The organism is Nanoarchaeota archaeon (assembly GCA_018897155.1).
Classification (GTDB): domain Archaea; phylum EX4484-52; class EX4484-52; order EX4484-52; family LFW-46; genus LFW-46.
In genome coordinates this window covers 30,682-50,971 of sequence record JAHILE010000048.1, presented here as the reverse complement: position 1 = coordinate 50,971, position 20,290 = coordinate 30,682, and the positions used below count along the sequence as shown (strand labels likewise).

The 20,290-nt window shown below is 41.1% G+C and carries 21 protein-coding genes; 13 read left to right on the top strand and 8 right to left on the bottom strand.

Going from position 1 to position 20,290, the window contains the following annotated elements; translation table 11 throughout:
• Positions 1-20: 20 nt before the first annotated feature.
• From KKB09_06600 to KKB09_06580, 5 genes are all read left to right on the top strand, one after another.
• A complete protein-coding gene (locus KKB09_06600; GenBank protein ID MBU4300861.1) occupies positions 21-857 on the top strand; it encodes a UbiA family prenyltransferase in 837 nt (278 codons plus the stop codon).
• The gene (locus tag KKB09_06595; protein MBU4300860.1) at positions 850-1,983 is read left to right on the top strand and encodes a hypothetical protein; all 1,134 of its coding nucleotides are present in this window, start codon (positions 850-852) and stop codon (positions 1,981-1,983) included. Before KKB09_06600 ends, KKB09_06595 begins: the two co-directional genes overlap by 8 nt.
• A 104-nt stretch (positions 1,984-2,087) precedes the next feature.
• Entirely contained in the window at positions 2,088-3,164 is a 1,077-nt protein-coding gene (locus KKB09_06590; GenBank protein MBU4300859.1) for an FAD-dependent monooxygenase, read from the top strand.
• Positions 3,165-3,213: 49 nt separating this feature from the next.
• Complete coding sequence (locus KKB09_06585) at positions 3,214-3,597, top strand: hypothetical protein (protein MBU4300858.1); 384 nt, start codon at positions 3,214-3,216, stop codon at positions 3,595-3,597.
• A gap of 17 nt (positions 3,598-3,614) precedes the next feature.
• Positions 3,615-4,703: a hypothetical protein gene (locus KKB09_06580; GenBank protein MBU4300857.1), complete on the top strand. Its 1,089-nt coding sequence runs from the start codon at positions 3,615-3,617 to the stop codon at positions 4,701-4,703.
• Between the two features lie 81 nt (positions 4,704-4,784).
• Here the strand turns inward: KKB09_06580 and KKB09_06575 are convergent, their stop codons facing one another.
• From KKB09_06575 to KKB09_06560, 4 genes are all read right to left on the bottom strand, one after another.
• Entirely contained in the window at positions 4,785-5,552 is a 768-nt protein-coding gene (locus KKB09_06575) for an SDR family oxidoreductase (protein ID MBU4300856.1), read from the bottom strand.
• A 69-nt stretch (positions 5,553-5,621) separates the two neighbouring features.
• Positions 5,622-5,834, bottom strand: coding sequence for a hypothetical protein (locus KKB09_06570; protein ID MBU4300855.1), 213 nt, complete (start codon positions 5,832-5,834; stop codon positions 5,622-5,624).
• Between the two features lie 34 nt (positions 5,835-5,868).
• Positions 5,869-8,064, bottom strand: coding sequence for an elongation factor EF-2 (locus tag KKB09_06565; GenBank protein ID MBU4300854.1), 2,196 nt, complete (start codon positions 8,062-8,064; stop codon positions 5,869-5,871).
• Between the two features lie 81 nt (positions 8,065-8,145).
• The gene (locus KKB09_06560) at positions 8,146-8,574 is read right to left on the bottom strand and encodes a hypothetical protein (protein MBU4300853.1); all 429 of its coding nucleotides are present in this window, start codon (positions 8,572-8,574) and stop codon (positions 8,146-8,148) included.
• Positions 8,575-8,649: 75 nt separating this feature from the next.
• Here KKB09_06560 and KKB09_06555 point away from each other — a divergent pair, with 75 nt between their 5' ends.
• On the top strand, positions 8,650-8,805 hold the full coding sequence (locus KKB09_06555; GenBank protein ID MBU4300852.1) for a hypothetical protein: 156 nt from the start codon (positions 8,650-8,652) through the stop codon (positions 8,803-8,805).
• 348 nt (positions 8,806-9,153) lie between these two features.
• Positions 9,154-10,479 carry a Glu-tRNA(Gln) amidotransferase subunit GatD gene (gene gatD, locus KKB09_06550; protein MBU4300851.1) on the top strand — a complete coding sequence of 442 codons (1,326 nt, stop codon included), beginning with the start codon at positions 9,154-9,156 and terminating at the stop codon, positions 10,477-10,479.
• Between the two features lie 19 nt (positions 10,480-10,498).
• On the opposite strand, the gene KKB09_06545 is transcribed toward gatD, so the two are convergent.
• The 4 genes from KKB09_06545 to KKB09_06530 all read right to left on the bottom strand — a co-directional run bounded on the left by KKB09_06545 (position 10,499) and on the right by KKB09_06530 (position 15,235).
• Positions 10,499-10,885, bottom strand: a complete 387-nt coding sequence (locus KKB09_06545) for a hypothetical protein (protein MBU4300850.1) — start codon at positions 10,883-10,885, stop codon at positions 10,499-10,501.
• Positions 10,851-11,438, bottom strand: a complete 588-nt coding sequence (locus tag KKB09_06540; protein MBU4300849.1) for a nucleotidyltransferase domain-containing protein — start codon at positions 11,436-11,438, stop codon at positions 10,851-10,853. The genes KKB09_06545 and KKB09_06540 overlap by 35 nt, the downstream gene beginning before the upstream one ends.
• 108 nt (positions 11,439-11,546) lie before the next feature.
• A complete protein-coding gene (locus KKB09_06535; GenBank protein MBU4300848.1) occupies positions 11,547-12,251 on the bottom strand; it encodes a toll/interleukin-1 receptor domain-containing protein in 705 nt (234 codons plus the stop codon).
• A 23-nt stretch (positions 12,252-12,274) separates the two neighbouring features.
• The gene (locus tag KKB09_06530) at positions 12,275-15,235 is read right to left on the bottom strand and encodes an N-6 DNA methylase (GenBank protein MBU4300847.1); all 2,961 of its coding nucleotides are present in this window, start codon (positions 15,233-15,235) and stop codon (positions 12,275-12,277) included.
• A gap of 58 nt (positions 15,236-15,293) precedes the next feature.
• Here KKB09_06530 and KKB09_06525 point away from each other — a divergent pair, with 58 nt between their 5' ends.
• The 6 genes from KKB09_06525 to KKB09_06500 all read left to right on the top strand — a co-directional run bounded on the left by KKB09_06525 (position 15,294) and on the right by KKB09_06500 (position 20,195).
• A complete protein-coding gene (locus KKB09_06525; GenBank protein ID MBU4300846.1) occupies positions 15,294-16,169 on the top strand; it encodes a DMT family transporter in 876 nt (291 codons plus the stop codon).
• Positions 16,170-16,176: 7 nt separating this feature from the next.
• On the top strand, positions 16,177-16,623 hold the full coding sequence (locus tag KKB09_06520) for an NUDIX domain-containing protein (protein MBU4300845.1): 447 nt from the start codon (positions 16,177-16,179) through the stop codon (positions 16,621-16,623).
• 38 nt (positions 16,624-16,661) lie between these two features.
• The gene (locus KKB09_06515) at positions 16,662-18,116 is read left to right on the top strand and encodes an MATE family efflux transporter (protein MBU4300844.1); all 1,455 of its coding nucleotides are present in this window, start codon (positions 16,662-16,664) and stop codon (positions 18,114-18,116) included.
• Between the two features lie 61 nt (positions 18,117-18,177).
• A complete protein-coding gene (locus KKB09_06510) occupies positions 18,178-18,816 on the top strand; it encodes a helix-turn-helix domain-containing protein (protein ID MBU4300843.1) in 639 nt (212 codons plus the stop codon).
• A 104-nt stretch (positions 18,817-18,920) separates the two neighbouring features.
• Positions 18,921-19,619 carry an aspartate/glutamate racemase family protein gene (locus KKB09_06505; GenBank protein MBU4300842.1) on the top strand — a complete coding sequence of 233 codons (699 nt, stop codon included), beginning with the start codon at positions 18,921-18,923 and terminating at the stop codon, positions 19,617-19,619.
• A 21-nt stretch (positions 19,620-19,640) separates the two neighbouring features.
• Positions 19,641-20,195: an HDIG domain-containing protein gene (locus KKB09_06500; GenBank protein ID MBU4300841.1), complete on the top strand. Its 555-nt coding sequence runs from the start codon at positions 19,641-19,643 to the stop codon at positions 20,193-20,195.
• Positions 20,196-20,290 lie beyond the last annotated feature (95 nt).

Here is a 20,290-nt window from a genome sequence, read left to right as displayed (position 1 = left end):
ATTACTGTATGACTGATCTTATGCAAAAAAGTTTTTTTGAATCTGCGATTAATTTTTTGCTAAAAAGCAACATTTATATAGCATTAGGAGCGTCGTGCGTTGCTTACATCACTCTTTTTTTGATGAATCTTTCTTCAAATCCTATTATTCTTTCAATCATTTTCTTTGAATTCTTTATTGCATATAATCTTAATCGCTTGACGGATTTTGACGAAGATGCTATAAATGCTCCGGAAAGAAGGTTATTTGTCAATAAATATACAAAACCATTGATTACTGCAGGAGTGATGATATACATTTATTTATTATTGCAAGTTATTGCGGTAAACCTGTATGCGTTTCTTTTCATTTTTGTGCAAACGCTATTTGGACTGGTATATAGCGTATACCGCATAAAGAAATATTTTTTGATAAAAAATATATATATCGCCATTGTGTGGGGAATGATTATTATTTTTGTCGGATTGTATAACAGCGCGTTTACAATGCCTCTGCTTCTTTTTTCTCTAATAATTTCTGCATTATTTTTCATAAACACTATAATCTCGGACATAAAAGATGTGAAGGGGGATGAAGCGGTTAATATTAAGACGATTCCTGAGATCATCGGATCAAGAAATACAGTCCTTATTGGTTATGTAGTAACTACAATTTCATTTTTTCTGTTTGTTTGGGGGCTGGCTTCAGGAATCTTTCCAAAAAAGGCAATAATTTTGTCTTTACTATTTGCATACACCTACATATACCTATATATGAATGGAAAACTAAATAAACTAGTGTATTATGACTTGTTTGTTGATGGCGTCTTTATTTTTACTGCAGGCATGATTTGTATATACGGCGTGTTTTATGGTTAAAGATGAAATTCTGAATTGGTTTCTTAGGAACGTATACCTTCCAAGGATAGAAGTTATCGATAAGAGTGGATTCATTTTTGTAAACGGCAATAAGAAATATCTTCGGGATATCGCATTTCCGGAGTATATTTTTATTGAGCTTGAAAAAAAGCTCGATGGGCAAATGCTTTATACTGCAGGTAAAATCTTCGGATACAATTATGCGCGAAATACTGACACGTTGGTTATCGGAGCTGTTGATAAAAATAAGTTTCTTAACGGCTTTTACTTCATGGTTCGGTATATAGAAAGCATTTCTTATGGCCGTAAATTGAATCACACAATAGATTATGGCGATAAAATATTTCAGATGACTGCAAAAGATTTTATAATATGCTCCAAGAACGGTATTGGTCACACAATTATTGAAGGGACCTTTGCAGGCTTCTGTGCTTATGCTTTTTCAGACAAATCCATAGAAGGCATACAGTTGAAATGTCAGGGACGGAAAGATACTCTTTGCGAAGTGATTTGCGCGCCATCAGCAATTCTTGCTAAAAAAGGGATTAAGCAGTATATTTCAAAGGAAATTTATGACCTCTTGATAGATTACGAATATCTTGAAGTTAATAAAGAGCATAAGACCCAATTTTCAAGCTATTCTCTTAAAAAATTCATAGATTTTGGCGTTTTTAAATATGACCACGGAACGATTGATTATAAAAACGAACGGTTTTTTCTTTGTGAATCAAGCTTGATGTACATTATGGAAAAAATGATTGTGCGCAGTAAAGACGCGGATAAGATTTTATTCAATGTATCATTTGATTGGGGGGCGCAGATTGCGGGAAAAGAAAAAGATTCTGAAGGAAAATCAATTTCTTTAAATATGCATCCTGAGCAATTTATTTCTGAGTTCATGTCTTCGCTTGGATGGGGGGATATATCTGTATTCAAAAAATCTGGGAAATATAGTGTTTTCTCGAATTTTTTCCCGTGGACAAAGCTTTCAAAAGATATAAAATATACTATGTTTCGGGGAATATTATCGGGTATGCTGACCAGATTTTTTGGAAAGAAAGTTATTTTATCCCGCGTTAAGACAGACATCTCGCAAGGTTATTTTAGCGTGGTTGTATCAGAGTAGCAGGCTAATATGCCTGTAGGTATGTTTTGTACGGGGGGTTCTGTAATGCTTTTTTAAAGTTATTGATATACTAAAATCATATGGTTGGTTAATGGGTGGCAAATATGGAGCAGTTTACAACGTCTTCTTTTTATGATGCAGTTATTGTCGGTGCAGGACCTGGCGGATGCTTTACGGCTAATTTTCTAAAAAACGATTTTAAAGTTTTGATGGTTGACAGCGCCGCATTTCCCCGAAGCAAGCCTTGCGGAGGCCTATTGACAGAAGAATCAAAGGATTTTATAAAAAAGATCAAGCTTCCTGATTCGGTGTTCTCTACGCCGGAATATGTGGATATAACCTATATGGATCATGACAATGGCATAGATGTAAGACAAAAAAAAAATTATTTGAATGTAGACCGAAATGCCTTTGATTTTGAGCTTTTAAATCTTTCAAAAAACAGCATTGATTTTTCTTCTAACACACGGTTTTTAGGCGCTGAAGAGATAAACGGAGGTGCAGATGGATATAAGATGATTTTGGAAAAAAACGGCAAAAAAACGGCTGTTAAGTCGCGGTTTTTAATAGGGGCGGATGGCGCTCTTTCGACAGTAAGGAAAAAAGCAACGGGCACTAAAATGAATCAGCTTATCGCTATGCAGGAATGGTTCTCGGGCAATCACAATATAGATGCATTTTATTTTATCTTTTCAAAAGATGTGACAAATTATTATTCTTGGCTAATACCCAAAGGAAATTCTTTTGTATGCGGTACAGCATTTCCTATAGGGACGGATGTTTTGAAAAAATTTCAGCTGCTTAAGCAGAAGATTAAACATGTAATGGGCAATGATGCTGCTTTTTACAAAAAGGAGGCATGTCTTCTTACAAAGATAAAGTCGACGGAGGAAATCTGCCTGGGAAGCAATAACATATTCCTTGTGGGTGAGGCAGCGGGCTTGGTATCGCCAAGCACAGGAGATGGCATTAGTTTTGCCTTAAGGAGCGGATTTAATTGCGCGCAAGCAATTAAAAGTGCCGCCGCCGCACCGCTTGAATCGTATAAAGAATTGTGCCGCCCGCTTATATGCGAGATTGGGCAGAAACTAAAAAAAGCCGAAGTTTTATTAGATCCTGTTCTTAGAGCTAAGTTTTTGAGCAACCGTATAAACTTGGTTGTGTCCCCGGATTCTGAATGACTTCTTTCTTTTGGCAGGGATATTTATATTTATGGTGTCAAACTATATTATGCGCCCGTTTTGCGAAATCATGGTTCAGGAGATATTTCCGACCGTTCGGGCGCTTATCGCGCGCGACCTTATGGAAACGTTCAATTACAATCAGGCTGAAACCGCGCTGAAAATGGGTGTGACGCAGCCGGCGATATCGCAGTACAAGCGCGAATTGCGCGGCAAAAAGGCAAAGCTGCTTGAGGAAAATATCGTGGTGAGAAAATCGATAACTGACGCAGCAAAAATACTTAGTACTGCTAAAAATCCTTTTGAGTCCGGAATCCTCTGCACAGTATGCCGCGATATAAGAAAATCAGGGATTTTATGCAAGCTTCATCGGGAAGCAATACCAACGCTTAAAAACTGTAATTTATGCATTAATGGGAATATATGCGGATAATATTAATTGGTGATTCTATGGAAACCGAAAATGTTGAAAGCAAAAAACCTGAAGTAAAACACGAAGTGAAGCACGAGGCAAAGCATGATGCACATCATGAGGCGCACAAGAAAAGCGTTTCGAATGATGCAAAACAAGGAAAAAACAAAATCCCGTTCTGGCCAGCCCTCTCGGCAGTTCTTGCAGCACTGCTTTTGATTTCTTTGTTTTCCGGCCAGACTGTCAGCTCAAACGCGCCCGGTGCGTCAAAGAGCCTTGATGCGCAGCAGTTTTCTCTTAATATGAAGAACTTCATACAGGAATCCCTTACACAGAACGCTGCCGAGGTTGCTATAGAGAATCTTACTGAAGAAAACGGCCTTTACAAATTTTCAGTTATGATTGATGGAAAGCTTGCAGCACTATCATACGCAACCAAGGACGGGGCTCTTTTATTCCCGCAAGTATTAGATGTTGCAAAAGTCGCAGAACAGGCAAAGCAGATAAAGGAAAGCGGAGCAACCGAGGCACCTCCAGTTCAAGCGGCGATTAAATCCGATAAACCTATTGTTCAGCTCTTTGTAATGAGCCAGTGTCCATACGGAGTGCAGGCTGAAAATGCAATAAAGCCGGTTCTTGATACACTTAAGGATAAAATTTCCTTCGAGCTCAGATTTATAGCAAACCAAAAAGCTGACGGAACATTCTCATCACTTCACGGACAAGCAGAAGTTGATGAAAATGTAAGGCAGTTGTGCGCAGCAAAATATGCTCCTACCACCTATATGAACTACGTTGTTTGCAGGAACAAGGATTACCGAAGCACAGAATGGCAGGGATGCGCAACCGAGGCAAAAATAGATGTTGCCAAAATAAAAATCTGCTCTGAAGGCAAAGAAGGTGCGGATCTTCTTGCAGAGAATATAAAGCTTGCTGATGAGCTTGGAGTTGGCGGCTCGCCCACAATAAAGATAAACTCTGGAGCTTATAATGGTCAGAGAACAGCTGACGCATTCCTTAGTGGTATTTGCGCGGCATTTAATACAGCTCCTGCAGAATGTGATCGGGCAATAGATACATCAGCAGTTCAAACTGCGGAAGTTCCGGCAGGCGGATGCGGGGCATAAATTAGGATTTAATTAATAGAGGCGCGCCGCTTTCGTGGGTGGCGCGCCTTGTTTTTTCTTTTTTATTGATTAGAATTTTGATTAATCCGAATTATCTTTTGGAGCGTATTTTAAGTCCTTGATTGTGCTTGATATGTCATAGACATTTGTCTTATTGTTTGAAATCAGGTAGTATATGCCGAATTTGATATTCTTGGTTTCAATTGATTTGTCAAAGCCGTCAATTGCATCTCTGTGGCTTATCCACACGCTTTTTAAGAAATAGTTTGCCGGTTTTTCGCGCCCGAATCCGCCAATTCTAAGACAGATTACTGATAGGCCATATCTTTCAGAATAGTATCTCCCCAGATTTTCGCCGTATACTTTACTTATGCCGTAATGATTATATGGATTCGCAGGATCTTTTGGAGTTATGATTTTTGGCGGTTTTGTGCCGAATTTTTCCCATAAGTCCCACCAATTGCCTTCAGTTCCTTTAGGCATTTTGCTTAACAAATACATATCAGTGGCTCTTACAGAGCTTGCAAATATTATTTTTTTGATATTCGCATTTCTTGCAGCTTCGAAAACCCTTTCTGTTCCAAGAATATTATTTTTTAAAACGCTTTCAAACGGAGTGTCTTCGCGAGGGTCTGCAGCCAGATGCACTACTGTATTGATGCCTTTGAAAGCCGGCGATATGTCGTCACTGCTAATATCCGCCAGAAAAGAAGTTACGCCATCCATTTTTTTCTTGTCTAAGAACGAGAAATCGTATTTTTCCTTTAGATAGCTTTCCCGAAGAACCGTGCCGATAGATCCGGCATGACCTGTGATAAGAACTTTCTTTTTTATGTGCGCTTGAGGCATATGTTTCACACTCTATAGAAAACTTGTGTGTGTTTGTAGTTCGCGCACCATCCTCACATACTATTTGTTTTACTTACAATATCCGTGCATACGTTTACTGCCTAATGCATCAACATATTGTATGTGTAGTTTCCAGTCGTCCTTAGTCCAGTTTTTCTGGTTTTCCATGTATTCCAGCCATTCTTCAGCAGAGATGTCTACAATATCTCTGAAAATCTTAATATCTGCCGGATGATTCTTTTTTTCTTGATTAAAGCTCGCCATTGGACCGATGTATGTCATGTCTTCGGATTGATTTCAAAATTTTTTAAATGAACTATTCAACATCTATGCTCGGCAACTCTTCTTTCATGCCTTTTCTCTTCCTTATTGCAAGAATTGTTCTATCCTGCATGTCGTTCGGAAGCTTCTCGTAGATGATGTCTATGAGAGACTGGAATCCTCGTCCTCCTGTTGCAGATTTAAGCGCACCTTCAAAACCAAACATATCGGCTACCGGAAGCTTGCATTTGATGACTGACATTCCTGAGTCCTCAGTCATTTCAAGAATCTGGCCTCGCCTGTTTTGTATTTCATTCATTACGTCGCCGATTCGCTCCATTGGCGTATCGACCCTAAGTATTTGCTTCGGTTCAAGAAGGCCTGCTTTGGCATCAACCATCGCGTTCTTTATCGCGCCCTTGACTGCCGGAAGCACCTGTGCCGGGCCTCGATGTATTGCATCTTCATGAAGCTTGGCATCTGTGAGATGTATCAGCATTCCAGTTACCGGCTCTCCTGCAAGAGGGCCCTGGTCGCTTATTTCATGGAAAGACTGCACTACAAGCTCCATAACTTCGCTGAGCTGCACTATGCCTTTTGTGTCGTTCAAAAGTATATTTCCCTTGTAAAGGTCAATTACTTTTTTTGCTTCGTCACGATTCATTCCAGCAGTAACTAGCTCTTCGACAGTGGATTTTACATCCTGCTTTCGGACTTTTCCTTCTTCTACAAGCCCTGCGTTCATTGCAGAGAGTACGCTCTCAGGCATTGGAGTCACCGTTACAAAGAATTTGTTGTGTTTGTTGGGGGACTTGCCTTCGTATTCGTTCGAACTGTTGAAAATACTTTCCTTATAGATAATTATCGGCTTTGAAACAATGATGTCTATGCCTCTGTCGCGCAAAAATCTTTCGATTTTTGCATCTAGGTGAAGTTCTCCAAGACCAGATACGAGTGTTTCTCCAGTGGTTTCAGAGATTTTTATCGCTATTGTTGGATCTTCTCTTGAGCGCTGTCTTAGAAGCTCAATCATTTTTGGCAGATTCTTGACATCTTTTACTTCAATGGATTTTGTCACAACCGGCTCGAATATGTGCTTTATGCTCTCAAATGGCGCAGTCTTTATTTCTGCAGAGCAGATTGTTTCTCCTGAAAATGCCTTTGAAAGCCCTGATATTGCAATGATATTTCCGCATGAAATCTCGCCGAGCTGCACTCTTCGCGGTCCTGCATAGACTCCAACCTGTTGTACCCGTTCATCTGATTCCTGGCTTATAAGATAGACTGCCTGGCCTTCTTTTATAGTCCCTGAGAAAAGCCTTACTGTGCTGATGCTACCTGCGTGCATATCTACGCTGACATTAGTTATAACGCCAACAAGAGGTCCGTTTGGATTACATTCGGACATTGATTTTCCTTCAGGGCTGTCGGGCTCACCAGTCCAGATTTTCTTGATTCTGTATCTCTGAGCTTCGAAAGGACTTGGAAGGTGCATAATGACTGAATCAAGAAGCACTTCATATGCTTTCGCTCTTTTTGCGAACTCTTTTTCAGTTCCTCCGTTTACTGCGTCAAAAATATCTTTAAATGTTATTCCTGATTTCTTCATGAAAGGAATTGAAATCGCCCAGTTATGATATGCTGAGCCAAATACAACCTTTCCTGAGTTTACATCAACCATCCAATCTGCCTGGCGTTCAAGAGGTGCGTATTTTTTGATAAGTGTGTTCACTGCAGCAATATGCTTTGCAAGCCTCTGTTGAACTTCCTCAGGTGATAATTTGAGTTCTTTTATCAATCTGTCGACTTTGTTTATGAATAGAATCGGTTTTACCTGCTCCTTTAATGCCTGCCTTAGAACTGTTTCTGTCTGCGGCATTGCGCCTTCTACTGCGCAAACCACAACAACGCAGCCGTCAACCGCCCTCATGGCTCTTGTCACATCTCCGCCAAAATCTACGTGGCCGGGCGTATCTATAAGATTGATGGCAAAGTCTTTGTTACCAACACTATGAATCATTGATACGTTTGCAGAATAAATTGTTATGCCTCTCTCTTGTTCTTGTTTGTCAAAGTCCATGAAGCACTGCTTTCCTGCCAGGTCGCTTGAGATCAAGCCTGCTCCTGACAGTAAGTTGTCGGAAAGCGTTGTTTTTCCATGGTCAATATGCGCGCAAATAGCGATATTTCTAATCTGTTTTGCGTCTTTGATAATCGTTTTCAGGTCTTCGATAAAACTTGCTCGTGCCATATAAATTCCCTACAGTTTCTTTTCATTCTATTCTGTTCAAGAACATGAATGCTAAATACCTTATGTTCTTTAGGAAGGTTTTTAAAGGTTGTGGACGTGAGGCATTCGGAGTTTTTCTTTTCTATCTGAATCGTAAACCATCCATTCTAAATTTTCTTTTGTCGAATCCGTTTCGATAAGTTCTTTGCCATCGTGATAATATACTGGATACTCTTTTTCTAAGGCAAGCTTTAGAAATGGATGTATGTATTGGCGGCCAATAAGGCTCTGAGAACCGACAGGAATCCAATCAATTCTGAACAATTCTTTTAATTTTTTTGCAGAATCTTTAGAAATGGCACTACAGGTTTTGCTTTCTGCGGTATCTACGTTTGAATGTTTGAGATATCTTTCAAAAGACGTTTTGACTTCTTCCAAATATTCGTTTTGCGCCACAATCTCGTAAAATCGCGGATATATGGATGTGCATTTATGAAGGATTATAACTGCTTTCGGAAGTTTTTCAACCATACATTTAGACAACTAAAAACATTTATATACTGCAAAATACATAATTGGAGCTATTGCGCTCTTTAATTTAATACAATGCTAACAAATTTTAGGCTTCGTCAGGGTTCGGATCCTGCAATGGTAAAAAACGGAATTGCTCCGGAAACATTCGGTCCGAACCCTGATATCGGCGCGTCAAGCGGCAACTCGAAGCGCATCAAAGCCTTTTGGGATAGATTGAATACTAATTAATAATATGAAAAAGGTACGGTCATCCAAGAATTTTATTTTGTAGGAATCATCCCGCATTAAGCAGTTATTGGGTATAGGTTAATGCAGGATACAAAATATTTTGTGGACACTGACACAAACGAATTCATAGAACTCCAAAGCGTTGTTGTTTGTGCCATTTTGCTCACAAAAAGTATATGTGCTGAACTAGTATATATAGATTTTTTTGCGCGCAAAATATTATTCGACAATAAGCGTATAACGGATTTTTTTTGGATTTTTTCTTTCAATTTTTGCGGATTTTTTTATTCACTTTTCAATTTCCAACATATTTTGTTTTATATAAATTCTCTTTTTCAATAAATTGATATGTATTCCAAAGATGTCGAGCAGATTCTCAAGTCAAAAAAAATCGCGGTTGGAGATAGGATTAAAATTGATGATTTCGAAGGCATTCTTATGCCACGCTCTGATGTCGGCGATACTGATAGTATTGTTCTAAAGCTTGACAGCGGATATAATGTCGGCATTAAATTCGAAAAAGGCGCAAAACTGGAAAAATTAGGGCATTCCTCAGCAAAAATCGGAACTGCGCCGATAGGCAATTTGTCTTTTGATAAATCAAAGCCGCCGATATCTCTCATTGCAACCGGCGGAACAATTTCATCGCGCGTGGATTATAAAACCGGCGGAGTTTCCATGCTGATGGAGCCTGATGAAATACTTCGCACAACTCCTGAGCTTCGCGATTTTGTAAATATTAAATCCATCAAGAGCCCGTTTCGGATTGCATCCGAAGACATGGCGCCGGAACAGTGGCAGGAAATCGCAAAAGCGGCTGCCAAAGAATTGAATACTGACGCGCGCGGAATAATTATCACACACGGAACAGACACTTTGCATTATACCTCAGCCGCGCTTTCATTTATGCTACAAAATTTGAGCAAGCCCGTTGCAGTTGTCGGAGCGCAGCGTTCTCCTGACCGCGCAAGCTTTGACGGCGGAATGAATCTTGCATGCGCGGCGCATTACTGCCTGTCGGATATTGCCGAAGTTGCAATCGTGATGCACGGAACAACAAATGACGATTATTGCCTGATAAACCGCGGCACAAAAGTCAGGAAAATGCACACATCCCGACGCGACGCATTCAGGCCGATAAACTCGCTTCCAATCGGAAAAATCTGGCCTGACGGAAAATTGGATGTTATGGACGGAAATTTCAGAATGCGCTCTGAATCTAAAGTTGTTGCAGATACAAAGTTCGAGGAAAAAGTTGCTCAGGTTGCAGTTTATCCCGGTTCAGACCCGTCAATAATTGATTTTTACGTCAAGAAAGGCTTTCGCGGAATTGTTATGCAGACAACCGCGCTCGGCCATGTTCCGTGGGACACAATAGATGCGAAAAAATCGTGGAAAACAGCAGTAAAGAATGCAATAAAATCCGGAGTTGTTCTTGTGAGTGCATCGCAGACGCTTTACGGCAGCACGCATCCGCATGTTTATCGCGCAGCAATCGAGATGGACGAGGCAGGCGTTATTTTTGCAAAGGACATGCTGCCGGAAGTCGCTTATGTCAAGCTCGGCTGGGTTCTCGGGCATACGAAAGATATGAAGAAAGCGCGCGAAATGTTTCTGGCAAACTGCGCCGGCGAGATTTCCGAAAGGATTGTAGATGAGATGTTTTTGTATTAAGTCATAATATCATACAAGATTATTCGTTCAAACACTCCTTGACAGCATTCAGGAATTTGTCTGCGCTTCTAATCCATCGTTCTGTATCTGATTTGCTTGCTTCAAATCCTTTATAATCCGCTTTCGATTTTATTTGAATTGCCGGGGCAAGCACCGACAGCCGCAAATCCGAGAATTTTGCCGGGATTTTATTGAATTGCACAAGCTGGCGGAAAAGCTCCGGCGCTTCATCGTGTCTAACAGCGCGCTTATTCATAAATTTTACCGTAAGGGCATCATTGGCCTTTATTATTGAGTGAATAGTCATGGCAACTGCTACGGTGTATTTTTCCTTTTCTGATTCTCCGGAATTGCTTACTTTTTTTGCGCCTTCAAGCCAAAATTCGGATTCTTTTATGTCGCTCATATACTACAACTCCTTTTTTCAATTCCTCTCTGAATTGCGGGGTCTCTCTTGCTTCGGTTTCCGTAAGCAGTATTGGAACAATCCTCATGCGCGATTTATCAAGTATTTTTCCGGAGAGCATGATTATTTTCTTTTCAAGCGCGCCCGATTTCTTTTCTGCAATAACCGCTATGTCTATATCGCTTGAAAGCGTCTCTTTTCCTCCGGCGACGCTTCCGAAAAGGATGGCCCTTTTTATTTCTTTTATTTGCTTCAGATTATCTGCGAATTCCCTGATGGCATGCTTATGCGGCGATAATTCGGACTGCAAAACTTTTTTTATTTCCGGAATCAGCGGCGAGCCGGCGTTAAGCCGGCATACATTATATGCCCCGACGCGCTCGATATCCGCAATTCCAGCTTTTCCTAGAAGAAGAACGTAGCGGCGTGCTGTCGGGTATGGAATGCGCGCAATTTTCGATAGCTCAAGCGGCGTAAATCTCCTTTCAGGATACTTCAGAAAAAGCCGCAGTATTTGCGGATACTTTATGATTTTTTGAACATCAGTGTTCATACATGATTACTGGTGGTCAAAGTATAAAAAGGTTCCGGGCAGTTTTTGGGAAACTGCGCCGGCGAGATTTACGGGCGCGTTGCGGATGAGATGTTTTTGTATTGATGTTTACATTAAATTTGATAATTGATTGAGTTTGATTTTTTTAGATGGTTCTGCATAGTGTTTTTCCACAACAGTTTTTAGACGTTCTATAACGCCAGCTGCGCCATATATTTGGCAATTAATTAGGGCTGCATCAACTAATCTATCCGCTTCTTCCGAAGTTAGTAACTTTGGGTGTAATAACCTATACACCATATAGATAGTTCTACTAGACTGCTCAAAACTATGACTATTGCAGAAAGTATCTATAAGACTTGTTTTTATCCTTTCTTTACATAGTTTGTTTTCGTAAAGCGCAGTTAATACAGCCTTACAAAAATGAAATGGTTTGCCCTTTCCTATATCTAGGAGAAATTCATCTATTTTCAAAGACTGAAACTTACATAAGAACCCATGAGGCGTTCTTTCTGTCGATAGAGATAGAATAACCTTGTTGTACTTTGTTGTCATATAATATGCTATTCCCGCTTCTTGATCGGGATAATCGGCTTCTTTATAATTTGGAGTCAATAACGCGATAAAAATATCACACATTTCTAGTTCATCAATCAATACAGCACTCCAATCAGAAGTTGGGTTTATATCTTCGTGTGCTAAGAAAACATTCAATCCATAAGTTCCCAACCCAGCCTTGATTTTTGATGCTAGTAGTTTATCTCTATCAGCATGACTTAGAAATATTTTAAGTGGCTTAGTTTCGTGTTCCATAATTAGAGTGTTTTCTCGAAAGTTTATATTTTAATATTCTCTAACACCATCTCCTTCTGCTTCTCATCCACAAGCGGGAACTGCGCGAGAATAAATTGCAATTCTTCTTTTGTAATGCCATAGAGTTTCGCCACTATTGCATCAAGTTGCGCGCGTGCATGCATCCTGTCATTTTCATTTGTCAGCGCGTGTTCAACTCCGGCTTCTTTTTTCAGCGCGTCAAATTCAGGCGTTACTGCCACTAATTGAACGACTTTGCGCACGATTGAGTCAAATTCTTTGCCTGAAGAAAGGCGAGGAATCGGTGTTTCAAGGAAGTAGAACATATTGATATTCGCGCTGACTTTCTGTCTCATAAAGTAATCGACTACAAAGCTGTTCATCACACCGCAAAGGAAGCATAATTGTTTTAAGTCCGGCGTTCTTACTATGGCTATTGAGTTTCCGCACACATAACCCGGCGGCACTATCGTAGATATGAAAGTTCTTGTATCCATCGACCTCGCAATCAATCTATACGCCATCCAATAGCTTTTATGATATATTTTATCTGGTTTCAGATTCGCTTCGATATCTTTTTCTAATATCTTAAATCGTGTCGTTGGCGATTCACTAAAATTATGTGTAAATTGGTGGATATTTTTTCCTTCAAGCATCGACACGCCATAAAGTCCTGTTTTGAAGAGATGACTATCATTTGTCATGTGGAAGCCGCTTTGCATTCCCACATTCCACGCGCCTTCTATTTTTTCTCCAAGTAAAGGATTTTTAAGCAATTTCTTGACAATTCCATAATCTTTTGGCGTTTTTATTTCCAGCATACTCCATGCAGTAGGCGATGAACTCTTTACAAATTCAACGTCGAGTATTGTTGGATTTTCTTCTGCCATCTCTAAATCTTCTTTGTCGTGCAGGAAAAACGCGCACGGGAACGATTTTGTTTTTCCGCCTTTTTCATAAGCTAAAAGAACAAACTTGTATCGCTGGTCAATATCCCGGAATATGAACTTTCGGTTTTCAAACGAGTAAAGCGCATTAATCTTTGAATGGTCGAAAAGCATGGTCCTTAATCCTTTTGCCCCCAAATCCGTGTAAATTCCGCTTGGAACTACAAAGCCGCACATGCCGCCGTCTTTAAGCAATTGATGCGCGCGTTCGGTGAATATCTTGTATAAATCCAAATCTCCGGATACGCTTTTTCCGTTGCTTTCCGCGCTCTGGAATTCGTAATTTTCCCGGAAAATCGTGGAATACATCTCGTAATGCGCTTGCGTTTCAATCCATTTTTTCTTTATGTACGGCTTTTTGGTAAGCTCCTCTATTTTTTTCTTCGCCTCTTGAACAGGCAGTTTGCCGAAGCCCGGATAAAATTGTTCAAAGAATTCCTGTGAATCCGGCTTCCATTTTTCCCACGGCGGATTGCCGAGAACTATATCAAATCCTCCGGCTTCCGCGACAAGCGGAAAATCTCTTTCTATTTTGAGCGCTCCCGGGATTTCATTATCCCATACAAGCGAATTTCTTTCGATAATTTTAAGCTGCGGGAGCTGTTTTGGCGTATCGACAGCGCGCAAAAATAAGTTTAGTCTCGCCAACCTCACGGCGCGCGAGTCCAAATCGATGCCGTAGAGGCAGTTCTCTAAAACTTTGTCAAGAAAGCCGGATGTTCCTGTTTCACTATGCGCATCCAGCTGAGTTTGCGAACTGTTATCGGATTTTTCCTTTTTTCTTTCATGTTCCGTAAACCATGTTTTAAATTCCTCAAACGCACGGACAAGAAATGTGCCTGAGCCGCAAGCAGGGTCAATAACCCTGATTTTAAGCGCATCTGCCTGATTTTTGCATTTTTTCAGGCGCTCTCCAAGCGTCGCACGCACAAGAAAATCGACAAGAAATTCCGGAGTGTAGTATATTCCGCTTTGCTTTCTTTTGTACTGTTCCTCTTCAAGCCCCCTTTTCTTAGCAGTTACTTTGTAAGATAGATAATTTTCGTATGCATGCCCTAAAACGTCTGTGTTGATAACATCAAATCGGTATCTTAAATTTGTTTTCGGGTGATTATAGAATGATTTCAAAACAGGGACAAAATCTTCATTTTTGATCGATAATCTGTCTATTCTGTCTTGGTCAAATATGGTGCTGTCGTACTTGTCATGCATTTTTCCGAAAAATGGGCAAAGAAAATCCTTGTAGAATTGAATTCGTTTGTCTCCGTTTTCCCATCGCTCAAGAGCATCCTGCATTTTTCTGTCAGGGTCGCAGCCGTTATCCTCAAGCATTCTGCAAAAAATAATCCTGTCAAGGATTGTTTGTACGCAATAATCAATTGATTCTTCCATATTTTGCCCAGTGTCGAATTTCGGAAGATTTTGATCTCTGATTGCAACGCCGAGTTTTTGACGTGCTTCAAGCAATTGTTCAGTTAGCAAATCCTCTATATCCGCGCTTTCTTTCCATTTTTTATGGCTTTTTGCGTACTCGTTCAGCGCAACTCCGCTAGTGTCTCTTGAGAACAGTAATAACCAACGCATATATTCCGGATTTCCCAGGCAGCCGTTTAAATCAAACTCAAATAGCTCCGCATGTTCTGGTTCATCGAAATAATCTGAATTAAATACTCTCCATTTTATGAAATTGGTCAAAATAACCCATCGTATCCCGCTGTTTTTGCCGTAATCAAGAACCTGTTGTACGTCTTTTTGGTCTTCAAGGCGGTTTGAAAAGCGTTTTGCATCAAGATAGAATGAAGGGCGCAACTCGCCGCTTTTTTTGAAAGAAAAATCCACGCGCGTTGTTTTCTGGGCACTTTTTATCCTTTTTTGAAATTTTATCTCGCCGCCGCGCCAGCTCCAGCCCAACGATTCAAAAAGCTCTCTTATGAATTCCTCTGCCAGTTTTTCTGCTTCGTCTTCTTTATTATGCAGTTTATTGTAATCCATCAGCAAAGATGTAATGCGCTCCCTTACACCGCTCTCGTTTATCATTAATTACATATTCGTTTCAATCTTTAAATATATGGTTTATTAATTGATATTGAATAGTATGCAAACATGGCTTATTTTCGCTTTGACCTTTGCGTTCTTGCACGCGCTTGTTGCTGTTTTTGACAGGCATATTCTGAAGAGCGCGAAAGTCGATGCTCTCGCGCTTTCTGCAATAAGGTTTTCTATCAATGCGGTTGTCGCATATATTTTTGTTCTTGCCCTTGCAATTCCGTTCTCCGCATTCGGCATAAATTATCTGGCGATTGCGTTGTCCCTACTTTATTTTTTAGCTGCAATAACATATTTTTACGCGCTTAAAGCAGGTGAAGTGTCAAAACTGATTCCTTATCGCGATGCCATTTCCGTGAGTTTGTCATTTTTTTTCGCAGTAATTCTTTTGTCAGAAAAATTTCTTGCGATTGATTTTCTTGGAGTCGTGGTTATTGTTTTGGGCGGATACATTGTCTGGACAGATGGAAAAATAATAGTCCCGAAAAAATCCGCCGGAATGGTTCTTATAGCAATATCCGCTGTTTTTCTTGCGCTTATCGGCATAGTTGCAAAGCTTGGCGTCGGCTCAATGCATCCTCTAATGCTATCGCTTTACATGTATGTTTTTGTTGCGATTTATTTTGTTCTTTTTTCGTTTGCAACAAAGCGCAAACAACTTATAGAAACAATCAATGCCATACGTTCCGAAAAAAAACTCGTCCGGCTGATTTTTGCGGCATCGATTGCCGCGCCTATTGGGGTCGCTTTCCAGTTCTACGCGCTTTCAATGCAGAACGCTGCAAAAGTTCTTCCGATATCAGGAACGCTTCCGCTTTTTGCCGCTCTGATTGGATGGCTCGCGCTGAAAGAGAAACACGGGGTTGCGCGCGTAATCGGCGCGATTTTGCTTATAATGGGAATTTATATTTTGGCGATCGTATAGGTATTGTATGGAAATAATAATAACTGTCGGCGCGCTTGTCCAGAAGGATGGAAAAATATTGCTTGTGCAGGAAGCAAAAGAACGGGTGCGTGGGCTATGGAATTTTCCTGCAGGCGGATTTGACCCTCCGGAAGATATTGCTGACGGGGCCCGGCGCGAAGTAAAGGAAGAGACCGGATTTGATGTTAAACTTGATGGCCTTGTGGGGATATATCAGAACCCTCCGAACACAGACAACGATTTTATGAGGATCCATTTTCGTTTCAAAGCATTAATAGTTTCCGGCGAATTGAATATTCCGAAGAACGAAATTATGGACGCGCGCTGGTTCACCCCCAAAGAAATTCTTGCAATGGATGATTCAAAGTTGCGCGGAAAAACAATAAAGGCTGTGGTGCGCGATTATCTTTCCGGTAAATTGTATCCGGTTGATTCCCTTAAGTACATTCGCTAAAAACAAATCCTTATATATTTGGCGCACAATGAGTTCTGATGGATTCTGAAAAATCGCGCGGCGCGCAAATCCATCCCAAAGGCGCCGGAAACCACCTCACTGAAGGGCCCATAATATCATCAATGCTTGCCCTTGCATTGCCGATTATCTTTGCAAATATTCTCCAGACAATGTACCAGCTTATCGACACGTTCTGGGTCGGCAGGCTTGGCGCGAATGCAATCGCCGCGGTTTCATTAAGCTTTCCGATACTCTTTTTGATAATATCCATCGGCGGAGGGCTTGCAATCGCAGGGACAATACTTGTCGCCCACCATAAGGGCGGAGGCAGGCAGCACAGCATTAATTATGTTTCAGCCCAGACATTTCTGATGATGGTCTTGGTATCTATACCGCTTTCAATAATAGGGTATTTTGCATCTCCGTACCTCATAAAGCTGATGGGTGCGGATGCGGCAGTTTTTACTGGCGCGGTTTCATACCTTCAGATCTCTTTTGCAGGCCTTGTTTTCGTATTCGGTTATTTCGTTTTCCAGTCGCTCATGCGCGGGGTCGGAGACGTAAAAACGCCGATATACGTTGTCCTTGGCACAGTTGCTTTGAATTACGTGCTTGATCCGTTGTTTATCATGGGCTACGGCCCCATTCCAGCATACGGCGTTGCCGGAGCAGCTATTGCGACAGTCATTACTCAAGGGCTTGCTGCAATAATCGGCCTTTGGATGCTTTTCAGCGGGAAGTACGGCATACATTTGAATCTGAAAAATCTTGCGCCGGACTATTCGGTTATAAAACGGATTTTTGCGCTCGGGGTTCCGGCATCTCTTGAGCAGTCTTCGCAGGCTCTCGGAATGGCAGTGATGACTTTTCTTGTCGCAAGTTTCGGGACTGAGGTAGTGGCAATGTACGGCATCGGCGGAAGAATAATCAGCTTTGTTATAATACCGGCAATAGGATTTTCGATTGCCACATCAACTCTTGTCAGCCAGAATATCGGCGCCGGAAAAAAAGACCGGGCGCGTGAGATTACAAAAAAGGGCGCGATTATGGCGTTTCTTATCCTGACTTTTGCCGGCATAATAATTTTCATATTCGCAAAGCCGCTTGCGGCATTGTTCATACCAGGAGACATCGCGGTTATTGAAGGAAGCGCGCTTTTTGTTCGCATTACTGCGCTGACATTCGGCTTTATCGGCGTGCAGCAGGTGCTGGCAGGCGCGTTTCGCGGCTGGGGCGATACATTCATTCCTATGATCCTTGCAATTTTCGCGCTTTGGGTCCTGAGGTTTCCTTTGGCATACGTTCTTTCAAAGCACACCGCTCTTGCAGCAAGCGGCATATGGTGGGCGTTTCCTGTTGCAAATGTTGTTGCCGGAGTTGCCGCAGTTTTGTGGTACCGGAGCGGCTCGTGGCGCGAATCAAAACTAAATGAGAACTTCAGGATGCGCGAGGAAGTCATTGAAGAGGCAATTGCGGATGAGGGTGTGCAGTAATGCCCTTGTTTAGCCCACTGCTTTGAAATCACATATAAATTCAGAAATGTAATCATATTCTATGTTCGAAGCCAGATTCAAATTGAAGCACAACGGCTGCTGGACAGGCGGTCTTGTGAAATTTAAAAGTGAATTTCTCACGCACATCACAGTTAGCCTTACAAAGGATTTTGTGCAGGATATTACCGAAATATCTTTGGCAAAAGGCGAAGCAGATGCAATCAAGAAATATTTTGATAAATCCCAAATAATCGCGAAGTGGAATGTCCTTGAAGAAATTGAAAAGAAGCTGATTGTGCAGGTATTTACGGACACATCAGGCATAAAATTCAAGTCAGTTGTTCACACAATCCTGAAAAACAACTGCTTTGCATCGCGCAAAGTCTTTCTGAAAGGCGGATGGGAAATCTGGACAATTGCCGCGCCGGAAAAGGGCGCGATAAAAAATGCAATTGAAGCGATTAAAAAACTCGGCGCGCTTGAACTTCTATATGTCAAAAAATCAACATTTGATGGATTTAATCTTTCAGACCAGCAGGAAATGGTGCTGAAGTATGCCGTTGCGCGCGGCTATTACAATTGGCCGAGAAAAATCTCTGCGCAGGATTTGGCAAAAAAGTTAGGGTTCAACAAAGCAACGCTTCTTGAGCATTTGAGAAAAGCCGAGATAAAGATTATGAACAGGGAATTTGGCATATGAAATACCCGTAAGGATTGGGTATAATTACTTATAATCTGCCGCGCATAATATGCGCTGTGAGAAAAATGTATCCGAAAAAAGAGAATGGCAGCACAGAACTGAAAATAAAAACCATCGGCCTAATAGGCGGATTGAGCTGGGAATCTTCTATAGAATATTACCGCATTATAAACGAGGGCGTTAAAAAGATGCTTGGCGGGCTTCATTCTGCAAAATGCATTATGTATTCTTTCGATCTTGATGAAATTGCAAAACTGCAGCATTCCGGAAACTGGAGTGAAGCAACGAAAATGATGATTGATGCTGCGCAAAGCCTTGAGCGCGCTGGCGCGGATTTTATTATCATTTGCACAAACAGCATGCATAAAGTATTTGATGAGTTGCAGAAAAACATCAAGATTCCTATACTGCACATTGTTGATGCCACTGCGGAAAATATCAAGGAAATGGGAATTAAAAAAGTTGGCCTTCTTGGCACAAAGTACACGATGGAAGAGGATTTTTACAAAGGCAGATTAAGCAAAAATCACGGCATAGAAGTTATTATGCCTAATGAAAAAGAGCGGCAGGTTGTGCATGATGTAATCTACAATGAGCTTTGCATCGGAAAAATAAGCGATACTTCGCGGGAACAATTCAAAAAAATAATCGCGAACCTCGAAAAAAACGGCGCAGATGGTGTTATTCTTGGCTGCACTGAAATACCTTTATTGATAAAACAGAAAGATTGCCGAATTCCGCTGTTTGACACTGCGGAAATACATGCAAAAGCGGCTGTCGAATATGCTTTTAAAAATCAGTAACGAAAAATAAATTGTGATATTATGAACAGTTCAGAAGCAGGAGAATTAGTAAAACAGCACGTAAAAGGCGAATTTCTTTTGAAGCACATGTATGCGACAGAGGCAATAATGAAATCATCCGCGCAGTTTTTGAGCGAAAACGCCGAGATGTGGGCGCTCTGCGGCCTTTTGCATGACATAGATTTCGAGAAGACAAAGGAAAATCCGGTGATGCACGGAGTTTTGGCGCAGGAGCTGCTGAAAGGCAAAGGAATTCCGGATGATGTTTTGCGCGCGATTCTTGCCCACAACTCAATGATTGCAAATCCGGTTGCGCGCGAAACAAAAATGGAGCACATATTAGTTGCCGCAGATTCGATGACCGGCCTGATAATCGCCTGCGCGATGGTGAAAGGCAAAAAGATTGATAACGTCAGCGAGGATTCTGTCAAAAACGCGTTCAAGAAAAAAGGCTTTGCTGCGGGCTCAAAGCGCGAGAATATTATGGAATGTGAGAACGCGGGAATTCCTTATGACTTGTTTGTTGAAATTTCGCTTAAGGCAATGAAAGAGATTGCGGAGAAGTTGAGTTTGTAGATTATCGAATTTATTAATCAAACGCATGTTTGAAAGAGATTATTCTTTAAAAAATAAAAAAGAGTTAAAGCGTTTGCCGCTTTAACTCATTTGAT

What these genes read in the sequence shown, in the direction of transcription:
- KKB09_06600 (MBU4300861.1), top strand. Translation starts at nt 21, where the DNA reads ATGCAAAAAAGTTTTTTTGAATCTGCGATTAATTTTTTGCTAAAAAGC.
- KKB09_06595 (MBU4300860.1), top strand. Translation starts at nt 850, where the DNA reads ATGGTTAAAGATGAAATTCTGAATTGGTTTCTTAGGAACGTATACCTT.
- KKB09_06590 (MBU4300859.1), top strand. Translation starts at nt 2,088, where the DNA reads ATGGAGCAGTTTACAACGTCTTCTTTTTATGATGCAGTTATTGTCGGT.
- KKB09_06585 (MBU4300858.1), top strand. Translation starts at nt 3,214, where the DNA reads ATGCGCCCGTTTTGCGAAATCATGGTTCAGGAGATATTTCCGACCGTT.
- KKB09_06580 (MBU4300857.1), top strand. Translation starts at nt 3,615, where the DNA reads ATGGAAACCGAAAATGTTGAAAGCAAAAAACCTGAAGTAAAACACGAA.
- KKB09_06575 (MBU4300856.1), bottom strand. Translation starts at nt 5,552, where the DNA reads ATGCCTCAAGCGCACATAAAAAAGAAAGTTCTTATCACAGGTCATGCC.
- KKB09_06570 (MBU4300855.1), bottom strand. Translation starts at nt 5,834, where the DNA reads ATGACATACATCGGTCCAATGGCGAGCTTTAATCAAGAAAAAAAGAAT.
- KKB09_06565 (MBU4300854.1), bottom strand. Translation starts at nt 8,064, where the DNA reads ATGGCACGAGCAAGTTTTATCGAAGACCTGAAAACGATTATCAAAGAC.
- KKB09_06560 (MBU4300853.1), bottom strand. Translation starts at nt 8,574, where the DNA reads ATGGTTGAAAAACTTCCGAAAGCAGTTATAATCCTTCATAAATGCACA.
- KKB09_06555 (MBU4300852.1), top strand. Translation starts at nt 8,650, where the DNA reads ATGCTAACAAATTTTAGGCTTCGTCAGGGTTCGGATCCTGCAATGGTA.
- gatD (MBU4300851.1), top strand. Translation starts at nt 9,154, where the DNA reads ATGTATTCCAAAGATGTCGAGCAGATTCTCAAGTCAAAAAAAATCGCG.
- KKB09_06545 (MBU4300850.1), bottom strand. Translation starts at nt 10,885, where the DNA reads ATGAGCGACATAAAAGAATCCGAATTTTGGCTTGAAGGCGCAAAAAAA.
- KKB09_06540 (MBU4300849.1), bottom strand. Translation starts at nt 11,438, where the DNA reads ATGAACACTGATGTTCAAAAAATCATAAAGTATCCGCAAATACTGCGG.
- KKB09_06535 (MBU4300848.1), bottom strand. Translation starts at nt 12,251, where the DNA reads ATGGAACACGAAACTAAGCCACTTAAAATATTTCTAAGTCATGCTGAT.
- KKB09_06530 (MBU4300847.1), bottom strand. Translation starts at nt 15,235, where the DNA reads ATGATAAACGAGAGCGGTGTAAGGGAGCGCATTACATCTTTGCTGATG.
- KKB09_06525 (MBU4300846.1), top strand. Translation starts at nt 15,294, where the DNA reads ATGCAAACATGGCTTATTTTCGCTTTGACCTTTGCGTTCTTGCACGCG.
- KKB09_06520 (MBU4300845.1), top strand. Translation starts at nt 16,177, where the DNA reads ATGGAAATAATAATAACTGTCGGCGCGCTTGTCCAGAAGGATGGAAAA.
- KKB09_06515 (MBU4300844.1), top strand. Translation starts at nt 16,662, where the DNA reads ATGGATTCTGAAAAATCGCGCGGCGCGCAAATCCATCCCAAAGGCGCC.
- KKB09_06510 (MBU4300843.1), top strand. Translation starts at nt 18,178, where the DNA reads ATGTTCGAAGCCAGATTCAAATTGAAGCACAACGGCTGCTGGACAGGC.
- KKB09_06500 (MBU4300841.1), top strand. Translation starts at nt 19,641, where the DNA reads ATGAACAGTTCAGAAGCAGGAGAATTAGTAAAACAGCACGTAAAAGGC.